Here is a 14626-nt window from a genome sequence, read left to right as displayed (position 1 = left end):
TAAATATTGTTTAGGGGGAAACACAAAATGAACAAATTTGTTCAATGGATGGAAAAATACTTTATGCCCAAAGCATCTGTGATTGCGGCACAACGTCATCTAGTGGCTATTCGTGACGCATTTGTCGTAACGATGCCGTTAATGATTTTAGGAGCACTTGCAGTGCTGATCAATAACCTACCGATTCCAGGCTTTTCAGACTTAATGGATAAGCTATTTCCAATGCTTGTTAATGATGCACCGATCTGGAAGAGCTTCGGTGGAAATATCTGGAATGGTACCTTTGCTATTTTCTCAGTTTTGATTGCCTTTTTAGTTGCTTATAATTTAGTAAAATCTTATGGTAAAGATGGCATCGCAGCCGGAACTGTATCTGTTGCTTCGTTCTTCGCAGTTGGCGGACTTAGCGGTATGGATGCAACAGGATTATTTATTGCTTTAGTTATTGCACTTATTTCAGGAGAAATCTTCCAAAGATTAGTTGGAAATGAAAAATTAGTGATCAAAATGCCGGATGGTGTACCACCAGCAGTAGCTAAATCATTTGCTGCATTACTGCCAGCGATGATCACGATCAGTTTATTCAGCTTGATCACATCTATTTTCTTCGGATTCGGCGTTGAAAATATCGTTGTATCATTCTACGAAGCAGTTCAAAAACCATTTATGGGCTTAGCAAATAGCTATCCTTCAGCATTATTGTTGGCATTTATTACACCATTCTTATGGTTCTTCGGTTTACACGGTGCAAATATGGTCGATCCACTGATGCAAACGATCAATGTACCAGCGATCGATGCAAACATCAAAGCGCTCGAAGCGGGCGAAAAAATTCCATATATCGTTAACAAACCTTTCTTCGATTCATTTGTAAACTTAGGAGGAACAGGCGCAACATTAGGTCTGTTGATCGCAATCTTTATCGTAGGGCGCAAAAACAAACCGTACAAAGTCATCACAAACTTAAGTTTAGCGCCAGGACTTTTCAATATCAATGAGCCAGTGATGTTCGGACTTCCGATCGTATTAAATCCGATCATGTTTATTCCATTTATCATCACACCAATGGTTCTTGTGACAACAGCTTATGTTGCTACAGCTAGCGGGCTAGTGCCAGGTGCGACATTTATGCCGCCTTGGGTAACACCACCGATCATCGGCGGGTTCTTGGCAACGAAGAGTATTGCCGGCGGTGTTTTAGCCGCAGTCAACTTATTGATCTCAGTCTTGATCTACATCCCATTTGTTAAAGTGGCAACGGATCAATTCTTGAAACAAGAACAAGAAGAAGCGGCGAAGTAATAAGTAAAAAACGCTCGATCATTGAGAAATGATCGAGCGTTTTTTGTATGATGTAAAAGCTATTCGATAGGATGTATGTTGATTTCATTAAAAAAATGAACTTTGAAAATGAAAATCGATGTGTGGTTAGATTATTGAATGCTGCTGTATCGTTATATACAGTGGCTCTGTAGGCACATTGGGTGTATATTTTATTTATGTTGAATAATGGACTAGTAAATATAGGATAAAACTATTATTTGAAAAAAACATGACTAAAATGTTATGAGTATAAGGAGAAATCAGTTTTTTAAGCAGATGTGGAAGGATCGTTTTCTTTAAGTGAGGACTAAGTGTAAAAATGTCTATGCCAAAAACATTGGTTTTTGACATTGAATAAGAGTTGTCTAAAAGTTATTTCTTTTTCATTTAGTCCATGTGTAATGATTTCATACTTTTTTCTTCATATAAGACGCGTACTTTTTTCCTTTACAAAAATTTTATAGCACAACTTGGGAGAGTATTAACAGAGAATGGATAGTCTTAACATAAAAAAATTTACTATACTAACGCTGTAAGATCTTACAAAAACAAATGTTAGGAGGTAGTAAAATATGGCGAAAACACTTGGAGAGGTACGAAGTTTTCTCGATAGTCTTATTGGGAAAGTAACTGTTGATAAGTCCAATTCTGCATTAAATGGTCAATGTGTAAGTTTGATTAAAAACGTACTTGAATTTGTTGGAGCACCGAATCCCTATGCGGCGCGAGGTAATGCTAAAGACATTCCTAGCACGTATACTACTCAAGGAATTGCAAAAGTGGGTTCTGGTACGCTAAACATAGCAGTCAATAGAAATGGTGGCGGAGGCTATGGACATGTTTGGGTAAAAATTAGTTCTGATAGTTGGCAAGCGAACTGGGCAGGTTTTCCTGTTAAAAAAAATGTGGGGGAAGATCCTATCACAGACATTTTGAATTTAGACCAATGGATTTCAAATGGCAATATTTCAACATCAGGAGAACTTTTCGATATGCCATGCTTTTTTGAAGTAGAAGGAGATCCAACTCTTTATTATTTTGATGGCAAAGGAATTACAGGGATTGCTCACCCAGATGAAAAAGGAATTCTCAATACAATTTATAAAGCAAATTACGGGAAAGATATGCCTACAGTGCGAAGAGCTGTAGGTTGGTTCTCAAGATTGCGTAGCGTTTCTACACGTCCAATTGTAAAATGAGAGGTTAGTTTGGTTGAGTAATTAAATAGAAGAAATGTGGGAGTTTTTCGAAAGGTTTTGACAGTAATTTACAAGTAGAATAGGTTTATAGAAATGACAGCGCTGATATTTCTATTATAGAATTGATTAAAAATAGGAGGAAAATGATTATGAAATGTTTTTTTGAAGTAGAAGGAGATCCAACTCTTTATTATTTTGACGGTAAAGGAATTACAGGAATTGCTCATCCAGATGAAAAAGGAATTTTGAATACAATCTATAAGGCGAATTATGGAAAAGATATGCCAACAGTACGTCGAGCTGTAGGTTGGTTCTCAAGATTGCGTAGCGTGTCAACGCGCCCTCTTGTAAAATAATCGTATTCGGGAGGTGAAATGATGGCAAATGAGAATATGAAGATTTCTCAAGATGGTAGAAATTTAATCAAGAAATGGGAAGGTCTCCGGTTAACAGCCTATCAAGATTCTGTAGGAGTCTGGACTATTGGATATGGTCATACTAAAGGGGTTTATGCTGGAATGACGATTACTGAAAATCAGGCGAATACTTTCTTGGATGAGGATATCAAGTCACATGCGGCTGGAATCTTTAATTATGTGACAGTACAATTAACCCAAAGACAATTTGATGCACTAGTAAGCTTTCACTTTAATCTGGGACCTGCGATTCTTGTGGGGTCACAATTGCTAGTTTATCTGAACAGTAGACAGTGGCAAGCGGCAGCAAATGAAATGAAAAAATATGTTTATGCAGGTGGACAAATCTTACAAGGGTTGGTCAATCGTAGGAACGATGAAGTTGCTTTATTTTTGAAAGAAGGCGGAGTTGTTGAACCAAGCAAAGATGTGCTTTTCGATACGCCATGCTTTTTTGAAGTAGAAGGAGATCCAACCGTTTACTATTTTGATGGTAAAGGAATTACAGGTATTGCTCACCCAGACGAAAAGGGAATCCTTAATACGATCTATAAGGCAAATTATGGAAAAGATATGCCCACAGTACGTCGAGCAGTGGGGTGGTTTTCAAGATTACGAAGTGTGTCGACTAGACCTTTAGTAAAATAAGTAATTAATCATTAATATAAAGATCTTATCATTCATAAATATGGTAAGGTCTTTATATTGATGTACAATTTTGCTATCAAAACTCAAAAGGATCGTTCAAAATTGGTCAAATTATTATGGCAATCAAAAATTACGATCATAAGAAAGAAGTAATTTTTAAAAATTTGACCCACAATAAATCTGACGAAACTGATTGTGTCAGATTTACAAAAATCAACAAAACTAGACAGCTCTAAGGCTCAACTTACGTTCGAGAGAAGCCTTTCATTTATAACTTCTTTATATCTGACTTAAGTAATGCTATAGTGATGTTAAGTCAGATTTAGAAAAAGAGGGATTTTTTTGAAAATTGTTGAACCATTCCGAGACAAAAAACAGATCGATGCCATGAAAACTATTTTATCCTCCGGAAAAATGGGCCAACGAAACGTGCTGCTATTTTCGATTGGAATAAATACTGCTTATCGAATTTCAGATCTGCGCCGATTAAAATTATCGGACGTTTTAACAATAAAAGGATAAAAAAGAATGATGAAACAATCTGCTTTGAGAGACAGGGCTGTTAAAAGTTTAATTTGTATCAAAAAGGGTTACTAAAGGAGAGAAAAGAAAATGACTAAAATGTATGTTATGAATCTAAGTTATCAAAAACCAATAACTGAGGTAGAAAAGTATTTAGAAGCTCATAATGAGTATTTGAAAAAATTTTATTCTGCTGGAAATTTTATTTGTTCAGGTAGAAAAAATCCTAGAACGGGCGGAATGATAATTGGTACGTTTAAAAGTATTGAGGAAGCTAATAAGGCAATTGAAGAAGATCCATTTTATCAAAACAAGATTGCAAAATATGATATTACAGAATTCATACCTACAAAAATGAACACTAATTATTTAACCCTAAAAAATTGTCAAAAACGATAGTAAGGATGACAACTAATGAAAAATAATATAAATGATGCTCTACAGCTAAGGGAAGAAGGTAAACTAGAAAAATCTAACCAGTTGTTGTTGGAACTATTAAAAAATGAAAATGATGATCCTTATTTAAACTATCAGGTTGCTTGGAGTTTTGATATCTTAGAAAGAGAGTCTGAGGCAGTATATTATTACGAAAAATCGATCAAGGACGGTTTAGATGGTGTCGATTTAGAAGGGGCATTTCTTGGTCTAGGCAGTACATATAGAACGTTGGGCAAGTATGATCTAGCTGCAAAAACATTAAAGAGCGGGATAGAAAAGTTTCCAAATAATAATGCGCTCAAAGTTTTTTATTCAATGGTGTTATACAACTTGAATCAGTTTTCAGAAGGTATGGAAATTTTGTTACGCTTAATTGCCACAACCTCTGAAGATAAAGAGATTAGAGTTTATCAAAAAGCAATAATGTATTATTCAGATAAATTGGATAAAATTTGGTGAGAAGAGTTCTATTGAGATATGTATAGAGAAGTTAGTGCTTTAACAAAAAGGATTAGTATTGAAATGACTGGATTTCTTAAAGAAATAAATGGTAACTTATGTAGAAAGATCACTAAGAATCTTAAAAAGAATCGGTAGCAACATGAATGAGATCCAAAAACTATCATTAGGAAGAAAACAAATAGAAGAGAATGATAAATATTATGAAATTATTGGTTATTGCAGTGCAATGGCGCAGCTGCTTTCGTCATAACCTTTGAATTAAAGGATAAAGATTTTAGAAAGTATTTGTATATGGAAGACTTTTCTGTAATTGCGAACGATTTTGAAAATTGGACTGAAGCAGCGCAGAATATGTGGGCATCTAAAAAAGCATCAGTAACAAGTGCCTGCCTGAGGAACTTGTTACTGATGCTTATCATGCAAGGAGAGAAAAACTTTTGCCATCCCATTTAATAGAAATAATATCGACATTTCTGATTTTAGGTTTTTTTCGCAACATTTCTTTTGAAAACAAATATAATAATGTTTTAATAGTAAAAGCATGAGTAACGATCAGGATGCTCGGATTATTCAAGTGCATAAAATTATCACCTGTATCTTTGAGAAAACTTTCCAATCTATCCGTAATCATATGAAACGGTTCAACCATACCTGTTGTATCGGATTTATAAATAATCTCATGAACTTCTGGCAGACGAAAATTAAGTTCTGCAAAATCATTTTGTATCTGTAATTCATTCATCATACTGGAAATAAACTTATCATTATGTTCTGCTTCCCAGCAGCCCAAACACCACTCACGGAGCCTTTTATCAGTAATAACTTGCAGTTCATTTTGCCCCTGCGCAGTTAATATGGTTTTTCCAGTCTCTAAAGCTCTGGATGCGTCACTGGAAAATGCTGCCGAAAATTGGACATTTTTCAGTTGCTGTCCTAATTGTGAGGCTGTTTGGATCCCTTTTTCAGTCAATGGGGAATCTACCCAGCCCTGTGCTTTATGTAAATGGTTCAGTAATGTTTCACCATGTCGAGTAATATAGAAAGTAACTGTTGAATTCATGTTTTATCCTCCAAAATAATCCTATGTAATCGCTTCACCTTATCGGCAATAATCGAACCAAGAAATTACTAACATTGTATCAGAACTATCTGCCCAAAACAACGCTAAGTAAAAGTGTAACGGCGGGATGCAGATAGTCAGAAAGAGAATATAGACCTTTTGTTTTTCGATTTGGCAATGAGACTGGATAGGAAAATTTCTTTTGCTAGAACCAATTGCAGCACAGTTCATGAAGAGAAATTTTGTAGCATACATATTCTAAAAATCGAAGACCTAATAATAGAATAATTATCAAATGATCCTGAAGAAAAAGTACTTTTAATTACAAATCCTAACACTGTAAGTATGACAGTAAATTAAAAAAATTGATCATCACTTTAAAAATTATGATATAAAAACAATACCGGATAGTTTTGACTTAATAATGAAAAATGCGAAGGCTTTGTGTAGAGATTCAATATTGAATTATCTCATAATAAGCAAACAAAAAAATTACATAATCCAGTATCTATGTCGATTATTCAAGAGGACAATGTGTTTAAGTAGATAAAAATAAACAATGTTTATAGAGAAGCAAAAAGAAAATAGCTGAAGATCATTTCAGATCTTCTCTAAAATGATTAGAAGGGGGAATTTGTATGGAAAGTTTAGTTGAAGCAATTGTAATTTTTTATGATTCTCTCGTTTTAGCATTTCTTAGCAAAAAGAAAAAGTAAATTTATAAAAAGAAGGGTTAGGAAAGATATTTTGTAGTCCCTATATAATAGAGATAGATGATATCAGCTGGGTTCCTGCAAAAAATGAACAAATAAAAAGATTTGACTTAATAGATAAAGAGTATAAATAATTGCTAAAAATGATGAATATAGAAACCGCTTTAAACACCATTGAATCAACAAAGAAAACGCACACATTTTATACAGTGTAATCAAGAAATATTAGTGTGTACACAAAACGTATAGACCAAAACCTTGCTAATACTGGTTTTGGTCTATACAATTTTTGGCACGCTTTTTGCTTTATATAAAAGTGTAAGTACAACAAACAACTTAGAAGGAGTGTCAGAAAATGGCTAAAAAAACAATCATGTTAGTATGTTCAGCAGGAATGAGCACAAGCTTATTAGTAACAAAAATGCAAAAAGCAGCAGAAGATCGCGGAATGGAAGCAGATATCTTCGCTGTATCAGCATCAGATGCAGACAATAACTTAGAAGCAAAGGATGTAAACGTATTACTTTTAGGCCCGCAAGTACGCTTCATGAAATCGCAATTTGAACAAAAATTAGAGCCAAAAGGAATTCCATTAGATGTGATCAATATGTCAGACTACGGTATGATGAACGGTGAAAAAGTATTGGATCAAGCAATCGCTTTGATGGATAAATAAGCAAGAAAAAATAATTGATGAACGGAGTTAACAAAAAGTGGAAGATCAACAAAATTTAGAAGCAGTAATGGGCTTGATCATGTATGGCGGTAATGCTAAGAGCGATGCAATGGAAGCGATTGCCGCAGCGAAAGCTGGAAATTTTGAGTTGGCAGATCAAAAAATTGCGGATGCAGAGGAATCATTGGTGCAAGCCCATCATTCTCAAACAGGAATGCTGACGCAGGAAGCGCAAGGAAATCATATTCAAGTCACATTATTAACGGTTCATAGTCAAGATCACTTGATGACATCGATTGCATTTACAGATTTAGCGAAAGAGATCATCGATTTGTATCGTCGTATGGACAACGAATAAACTGTTTTATTTTCTTTTTTGAACGGGAGAAAGTAGACAATGAAGTTTTTTGAACGGGACTTCAGTCAAACGGGTTTGAAGAGTAGCTTACTCTTTAAATAAATATTATTTATAGGAGGAACAAAAAATGGATGGATTAACAGCCTGGATGGAGAAGTACATTCTGCCGGTAGCTGGTAAAATCGGTGCACAAAAACACTTAGTTGCGTTACGTGATGCTTTTATCGGTACAATGCCAGCAACAATGGCCGGCTCGATCGCCGTAATGATCAACGCGATCATTCGTGACCTGCCGCAGCAATTCTTCTCAGACTATGCAGCGAATCTTGCTGCAGATAAAGGATTCTTCGCAGTTATTAACGTCATTATTGGGATCAATGGATTTGTTTGGAATGGGACTTTGGCGATTGCCGGTTTGATTTTTGCCTTTTCTTGGGGCTATAATTTAGCTAGAGCATACAAAGTAAATGACTTAGCTGGAGGTATCGTTGGTTTAGCTACATTGATTCAAGGGATTGCCTTTGCTTATTCTAATACATTAGAAACAGCGGTTCCTAAAGAATTGATGAACACGATCAATGCTGGAACAGCCGATACAGGTTGGTCAGCAACAGCAGAAGGCTTAACAGCAGGCGGCTGGGGTTGGTTGAAACTTGATCACTTAAATGGAAATGCATACTTCACAGTAATGATCATGGGTGCAATCTCTGTTATCATTTTCTGTAAACTAATGTTGGCGAATATCACGATCAAAATGCCTGATTCAGTACCGCCGGCAGTATCAAAAGCGTTTGCTGCGATTTTACCAGCAACGATCGCATTATATGTTATCGCAATTATTAACTTTGTCGTAGGTAAATTAACAGATGGACAATTGATCATCGATCTAGTTCAAAAATATATTGCAGAACCGTTCTTGGGCTTATCTCAAGGGATCGGTGCAGTATTGATCGTTACGATCTTTGTACAAATTTTCTGGTTCTTCGGTATCCATGGGCCAAACGTATTGGCACCAGTATTAGAAGGTATCTGGGGACAAGCACAATTGATCAATATCGATATTTTCCAAAAAGGCTACAAAGGCTTAACTGGTACACCAGCTGTCTTGAAAGCCATTGATGATGGAAAAGCATATATGTGGGTACGTGGTTCATTTGACGCATTTGCATGGTTTGGAGGTTCAGGTGGTACGATCGTTCTGATCATTGCGATCCTGTTATTCTCTAAACGTGCGGACTACTTAACTGTAGGTAAATTGTCATTAGGACCTGGTATCTTCAATATCAACGAACCGATCATGTTTGGTTTACCGATCGTATTGAATGCGATCATGTTTGTACCATTCTTGGTTGCACCAGTAGTAGCAACTACAATCGGTTGGTTAGCAACATACTTTGGTTTAGTAGCACCAGTATCACAACAAGTAACATGGGTTGTACCGCCGCTATTGCTTTCATTCTTAGCAACAGGAGCAGACTGGCGTGCACCAGTAGTTACCCTTGTGTGTATGGTCGTAACATTCTTGATCTGGACACCATTCGTTATTGCAGCGAATAAGATGGAACCAACAGATCTGTAAGAAGAAAAATTAAATAGCATGTTGCTTTCACTTAATAAAAGTGAAAGCAGCTGCTTCATTGTTTAAAAGGGAGAGGTTAAAATGATTACAATCGCAAGTGCAATGCAGCAAGAAGAAATCAAAGCATTATTAGAAAGCTATGATGGTGGAGACTTCACGTATAAGTTTAGTCAAAAACAAGGGATCAAATTAGTATTTGAAGTAACTGGAGACAAAGAAGAAGCAGCTAAGAAAGCGAAAGAATTGATCAAAGCGCAACCTTGGGGCAGTGTCTTATACTTCCAAGCAGCAGCAGTTTAAAAAAGATTGGATGGATGTAAAATGGTAAGAAATGGCTTATTTGTATGCAGTATTGGATCATTGATCATCTTATATGCGCTAAATCCTGCATCAATGAAGTATGATTTGTTAAGTATGACGACAGGAATTTTCTTAGTCGCAGTCGGAGGATATTTTTTCTTTAAAGGAAAAAAGAAAGAAGAGCAAAATAAGAAAGAGAACAACGAGGTGAAACGATAATGGAAATCGTAAAGACATTAAATATTCCAGCATCTGTTTTTTATGGCCAAGTCATGGATTCTGTTTTGTTTGACGTACGCAAACATACTGGTAAAAGCCTAACAAGAAAACAACTAAACAATTTTGAATATGTCAAACAATTCTCAAAGAATAGCCGGGCACGTATCAAAGTCGAAAAAGTAGTTGAAAATACAGCTTACCATTTTAGAACGTCTACAACCAAAAATGACTTTTTAGTTCAATATGATATCAAGCCGCTGGATGACAAATCTTGTGAGATTCATTATGTTGAGAAAATGGAATCCTATGGGTTTTTACAAAAAATCAATGATGCAGCAGTTGGAACGATCATGATGTTCTTTAAAAAGCGTCAGTTCAATAAAATGTTAAAAATGATGGAACAATCATATTGAGTAAGAGTGTCATAGAGACGCTCTTTTTTTTTGCTCATTTTTTACACACAAAATACACTGTGCGTTTATATTTACACAGTGTGTAAAGAAAGCGCTTTATCGTGAACCGCGGAAACAACGACTTTTTGGTCTAGATCACTTTGGCATACTACTTGCTTGTTATAAGAATGTAAAGTTATAATGATGCAATCTTTTTTTAGCTGTATGTGTCACTGTTTGGGGAGTTGTTTTAAAAAGTGTAAACTTTTTAAATAAATAATGTTTAGGAGGAAGAAAAGAATGAATGGATTAACAGCTTGGATGGAAAGGTACATCTTGCCGGTAGCTGCGAAGATTGGCTCGCAGAAGCATTTAGTTGCGCTAAGAGATGCCTTTATTGGGATGATGCCTGTAACGATGGCAGGGGCAATTGCAGTGTTGCTAAATGCGTTTATGCGGGATTTTCCTAATACGTATTTGGGCGAAGGAAATGGAATTACAACATTCTTTACGCCGGTGATTGCAGTCAACGGATTAGTTTGGACAGGCACGTTAGCGATTATGGCAGTTGTTTTTGCGGCTTCATTGGGATGTAATGTTGCAAGAGCATACGATGTCGATGTGTTATCAGGAATGTTAGTTTCGCTAGCAGCATTTTTCATCGGATTACCGCAAAGTGCGACAACGACCGTTACTTTAGCTGAGAAATTACCAAAAAATATCACTCAGCTTTTTACGGATGCTGGAGCGACAGTCAATACGGTTGACGGTGTATCAGCTATTGAAGCTGGTGCTTGGGGTTATTTCCCTTTTGGTAAATATATGGGTGGAACAGGCTTATTTACAGCAATGATTTTTGGGTTTATTTCTGTTATTATTTTTGCGAAGTTAATGAAGAAAAATATTATTATCAAAATGCCTGATTCAGTGCCGCCGGCAGTATCAAAAGCATTTGCAGCAATCATTCCAGGCGTCTTTGCTTTGTATGTATCAGCGATGATCTATCATATCTTTGAGAAAATCACTGGAAAATTGTTGATCGACTGGATCTCTGAATCGATTCAGACGCCATTGATCGGACTTTCTCAAGGATATGGAGCAGTTTTCTTGATCGTATTGCTTGTCCATGTACTATGGTTCTTTGGTTTACATGGAACAAATATCATGTCTCCTGTTTTACAATCGATTTATGGGGTAGCGATGGTCGACAATACTAATGCGTATCAGCAAGGACAAGAAATTCCTTATAAATGGGTTGCTGGTTCATTTGAAGCGTTTGTTTGGCCGGGTGGAGCTGGTGTTACGCTGGTCTTGATCATTTCGATTTTACTTCTATCTAAACGTGCAGACTACAAAACGGTCGGAAAACTTGGTGTGGGCCCAGGCTTGTTCAACATCAATGAGCCGGTGATGTTTGGGATGCCGGTCGTGTTGAATCCGATCATGCTGATTCCATTTATCTTAGCTCCATTAGCAACGGCTACGATCGCTTACTTTGCTACGATGGCCGGCTTAGTCAATCCTGTTGTTGTGAATGTGATCTGGGTGATGCCAACGATCATCAGCGGTTTCCTGGCAACTGCAGGAGACTGGCGCGCAATTGTTCTAACAGTGGTCAATTTAGCTGTCGCATTTGTCATTTGGGCGCCGTTTGTTCTTGCAGCAAATAAAATGGATCCAAATTTAGGCGAACCAGAGGAATAACAAGAATTAAACTAGTGGATGTGAGGCAAAACGGGTGATCCGTTTTGTTTCACATCTATTTTCTTTTTTTCTGGTGCCTAGTTTTAACTTAGAGTACAATGAAAATGAAGTTTACTTTAATTGGGGTGAAATGATATGAAAAAAGCGATCCGTCAGATGGGGATCAAAGAATTGAATGAAATGTTTGATTTGGCTGCATATGCATTTAATTCAGAAAAAACAGAAAAACGTAAGGAACATTTTAAACAAATTGTAGAACATTCGCAAAACTATGGCTGCTTTTCAGAAAATGTCTTGATGAGTCAGGTGATTTCTACACCATTCACTGTGGATTTTCATGGAACAGTTCATAAAATGGCTGGTATCGGCTGTGTTTCGTCTTATCCTGAATATCGTGGCCAAGGCAGTATTTCAGCGATCATGTCAAAACTATTGGAGGATTTGGCAGAGCAGGAGGCTTCTTTGGCTTACCTAGCACCATTTTCTTATCCTTTTTATCGTAAATATGGTTTTGAACAGCTATTTGAGCAAATTAGCTATACTATCAAGGCGGCAGATTGGCCGCATGTAAAAGTCGGTTCAGGAAAGATGAAGCGTGTAAATTTTGAAGAAATCAAGCCGATTTGTCAAACAATTTATGCTGGTTTAGAGAAAAATCAGCGGGGTGGAATGATTCGGGAAAATTGGTGGCTGGATTATAGCTTGGGTTCCGATGAAAAGAATTCATTTGCCATTTACGAAGACGAGGAGGGGAATGTAACGGGCTATTTAATTTATCGATCCAGTGCAGCGCGTTTCACTATCAAGGAATGGGGCTATTTGTCTAACCAAGCATTTCAGGCGCTTGTGGGCTTTATCGGTTCGCACAATGGCTCTTCACAAGAATTCTATTTTGAAACAGGACATACGGGCCATGATTTAAGTCATTTGATGCCGGCTCCTCTCGTTGATATGAAGCTGACACCTTTTATGATGGGGAGAATCGTCTCGATCGAAGCTTTCTTGCATCGATATCCTTTTGCGCCTGGAAAAAAAGAGACGTATTATTTTGAAGTAGTGGATTTTTACGCTCCTTGGAATGAAGGAACGTGGAGGCTGAGCATCAATGAAGCTGGACAGGGGACAGTAGAGAAATGCTCTGAAAAAATAGACTCTTCAAGGGTGATCAATGGAACGATCCAAGCGTGGACGCAATTGTTTATGGGGTATTGCACAAGTAGTGAATTGCTCTTTTATGAAAGAATACATGGAGAAAGTAAGCTGCTAGAGGAATTGGGTGACCGGCTGGTAAAAGGAAAACCTGTTTTAGAAGAGTATTTTTAAAAAATCTATACTCAAAAAGATAGAGCATTATTCCTGTTGACATCAATTGAAAAGACTTTTAAAATAAAAACAGATGTTTTCATTGAAAGATGAAAACATCTCCTGAGTTCCCGTAGCTCAGCTGGATAGAGCAATTGCCTCCTAAGCAATAGGTCGCACGTTCAAATCGTGTCGGGGACGTTCAATGATCATGGATAATGGTTAAAATCAATAGCTTGGCGAAGGCTGCTAGTATGACAGATGAAGAAATAAGTGTGTAAAAGATGGATTTGCATGTTGAATACATGCTTATTTTTTTAGGTTAGTTATCATTATGCATAAAAATAATGCAGAAAATTGATGTATTTCTTTCGAATGACTATTGTAATCTAATGAGTAACTATTATATAATTATGATGTTACAAAGAAAGGAATGTGAGAAAATGAAAAAGGTTCGTTTATTGTTGTTAGGTTTAGTTGGAGCTGCTATTTTTGGTACAACTGCTGCCCATGCCGAAGAAGAAGTCACTATTACACCCTATGGTAATTTTGAAAGTGAGAGCGTTTTATCGGACTCTGTAGAGCCAGATGCGGCACCAGCTATTTCACGTGCTGCTGCAGCGCCGGAAGTAACTTATCGCACTCATGTGCAAGATATTGGCTGGCAAGGTTGGAAGAAGAATGCACAGGTTTCTGGAACGTCAGGACAGAAAAAACGTTTAGAAGCCATTCAATTGAAAGTCAATTCTGGTTATACAGGTGATATCCAATATCGTACTCATGTACAAGATATTGGCTGGCAAGCTTGGAAAAAGAATGGTCAAACCTCAGGGACATCTGGTCAAAAGAAACGTTTAGAAGCGATTCAAATCAAATTGACAGGTCAATTAGCGCAAGTATATGATGTATTTTACCGTGTCCATGCACAAGAATTTGGCTGGATGGGCTGGGAAAAAGGTGGACTTCCCGCTGGAACATCAAGATATTCTTATCGCTTAGAAGCGATCGAAGTCAAACTAGTACCTAAGAAAAATTATGTAACGATCAATACATCAGCGAAAACGTCTTATAGAGAAAATAAAAAATATGCTGGTGAGTTGGATCCCAAAAAATTAGGTGTGCCAAATTCATATTTGAAAAATGGATTAAAACTATTTAAAGATACTAAATCAGTTGAAGCATTTGCATTATCAGTATTGAATGATAAAAATCGTAAAGCTGTTTCTTGTGATATTTATCAAATTAGACAAGGCCTGAAAACAATTGGTTACACAGTAGACTTTTACTTCCCGTATTAATATAAAGAAAACCTGTA

At 36.7% G+C, this 14626-nt stretch carries 16 protein-coding genes, 1 tRNA gene and 1 pseudogene; 17 read left to right on the top strand and 1 reads right to left on the bottom strand.

The window, feature by feature from the left end:
* Positions 1 to 27 precede the first annotated feature (27 nt).
* The 7 genes and pseudogenes from A5889_RS05570 to A5889_RS05540 all read left to right on the top strand — a co-directional run bounded on the left by A5889_RS05570 (position 28) and on the right by A5889_RS05540 (position 5005).
* Positions 28 to 1302, top strand: a complete 1275-nt coding sequence (locus A5889_RS05570; RefSeq protein WP_087641065.1) for a PTS sugar transporter subunit IIC — start codon at positions 28 to 30, stop codon at positions 1300 to 1302.
* A gap of 593 nt (positions 1303 to 1895) precedes the next feature.
* Positions 1896 to 2522 (top strand): hypothetical protein, encoded by a 627-nt coding sequence (locus A5889_RS05565; protein ID WP_242585534.1) that lies wholly within the window; start codon positions 1896 to 1898, stop codon positions 2520 to 2522.
* A gap of 149 nt (positions 2523 to 2671) precedes the next feature.
* Positions 2672 to 2878 carry a hypothetical protein gene (locus A5889_RS05560; protein ID WP_087641066.1) on the top strand — a complete coding sequence of 69 codons (207 nt, stop codon included), beginning with the start codon at positions 2672 to 2674 and terminating at the stop codon, positions 2876 to 2878.
* A gap of 21 nt (positions 2879 to 2899) precedes the next feature.
* Positions 2900 to 3586 (top strand): lysozyme, encoded by a 687-nt coding sequence (locus tag A5889_RS05555; protein ID WP_087641067.1) that lies wholly within the window; start codon positions 2900 to 2902, stop codon positions 3584 to 3586.
* 342 nt (positions 3587 to 3928) lie between these two features.
* Positions 3929 to 4099, top strand: a pseudogene (locus tag A5889_RS05550) (site-specific integrase); the annotation flags it as partial.
* Positions 4100 to 4207: 108 nt separating this feature from the next.
* Positions 4208 to 4507 carry a YciI family protein gene (locus A5889_RS05545; protein ID WP_087641548.1) on the top strand — a complete coding sequence of 100 codons (300 nt, stop codon included), beginning with the start codon at positions 4208 to 4210 and terminating at the stop codon, positions 4505 to 4507.
* 15 nt (positions 4508 to 4522) lie between these two features.
* The gene (locus tag A5889_RS05540; RefSeq protein WP_087641068.1) at positions 4523 to 5005 is read left to right on the top strand and encodes a tetratricopeptide repeat protein; all 483 of its coding nucleotides are present in this window, start codon (positions 4523 to 4525) and stop codon (positions 5003 to 5005) included.
* A 418-nt stretch (positions 5006 to 5423) separates the two neighbouring features.
* Here the strand turns inward: A5889_RS05540 and A5889_RS05535 are convergent, their stop codons facing one another.
* Positions 5424 to 6068: a histidine phosphatase family protein gene (locus tag A5889_RS05535; protein ID WP_087641069.1), complete on the bottom strand. Its 645-nt coding sequence runs from the start codon at positions 6066 to 6068 to the stop codon at positions 5424 to 5426.
* A 1068-nt stretch (positions 6069 to 7136) separates the two neighbouring features.
* On the opposite strand from A5889_RS05535, the gene A5889_RS05530 reads away from it, so the two are divergent.
* From A5889_RS05530 to A5889_RS05485, 10 genes are all read left to right on the top strand, one after another.
* Positions 7137 to 7457, top strand: a complete 321-nt coding sequence (locus tag A5889_RS05530; protein WP_069661642.1) for a PTS sugar transporter subunit IIB — start codon at positions 7137 to 7139, stop codon at positions 7455 to 7457.
* Positions 7458 to 7494: 37 nt separating this feature from the next.
* Positions 7495 to 7815: a PTS lactose/cellobiose transporter subunit IIA gene (locus A5889_RS05525; RefSeq protein WP_087641070.1), complete on the top strand. Its 321-nt coding sequence runs from the start codon at positions 7495 to 7497 to the stop codon at positions 7813 to 7815.
* 127 nt (positions 7816 to 7942) lie between these two features.
* Positions 7943 to 9394, top strand: a complete 1452-nt coding sequence (locus tag A5889_RS05520; protein WP_087641071.1) for a PTS sugar transporter subunit IIC — start codon at positions 7943 to 7945, stop codon at positions 9392 to 9394.
* An 81-nt stretch (positions 9395 to 9475) separates the two neighbouring features.
* Positions 9476 to 9694: a hypothetical protein gene (locus tag A5889_RS05515; protein WP_087641072.1), complete on the top strand. Its 219-nt coding sequence runs from the start codon at positions 9476 to 9478 to the stop codon at positions 9692 to 9694.
* 21 nt (positions 9695 to 9715) lie between these two features.
* Positions 9716 to 9913 (top strand): DUF3188 domain-containing protein, encoded by a 198-nt coding sequence (locus tag A5889_RS05510; protein WP_087641073.1) that lies wholly within the window; start codon positions 9716 to 9718, stop codon positions 9911 to 9913.
* A complete protein-coding gene (locus A5889_RS05505; RefSeq protein ID WP_087641074.1) occupies positions 9913 to 10326 on the top strand; it encodes a DUF3284 domain-containing protein in 414 nt (137 codons plus the stop codon). The genes A5889_RS05510 and A5889_RS05505 overlap by 1 nt, the downstream gene beginning before the upstream one ends.
* 279 nt (positions 10327 to 10605) lie before the next feature.
* Positions 10606 to 12009 carry a PTS sugar transporter subunit IIC gene (locus A5889_RS05500; RefSeq protein ID WP_087641075.1) on the top strand — a complete coding sequence of 468 codons (1404 nt, stop codon included), beginning with the start codon at positions 10606 to 10608 and terminating at the stop codon, positions 12007 to 12009.
* Positions 12010 to 12144: 135 nt separating this feature from the next.
* A complete protein-coding gene (locus A5889_RS05495; protein ID WP_087641076.1) occupies positions 12145 to 13332 on the top strand; it encodes a GNAT family N-acetyltransferase in 1188 nt (395 codons plus the stop codon).
* 106 nt (positions 13333 to 13438) lie between these two features.
* A tRNA-Arg gene (locus A5889_RS05490) sits at positions 13439 to 13512 on the top strand.
* A gap of 242 nt (positions 13513 to 13754) precedes the next feature.
* Positions 13755 to 14609: an Ig domain-containing protein gene (locus tag A5889_RS05485; RefSeq protein WP_176372836.1), complete on the top strand. Its 855-nt coding sequence runs from the start codon at positions 13755 to 13757 to the stop codon at positions 14607 to 14609.
* Positions 14610 to 14626 lie beyond the last annotated feature (17 nt).

Origin of the sequence: Enterococcus sp. 9D6_DIV0238 (assembly GCF_002174455.2) — a bacterium.
In the GTDB taxonomy this organism is placed as follows: domain Bacteria; phylum Bacillota; class Bacilli; order Lactobacillales; family Enterococcaceae; genus Enterococcus_L; species Enterococcus_L dunnyi.
Note: the sequence above shows the minus strand (reverse complement) of the source record. Positions and strands in the feature narration are given on the sequence as shown.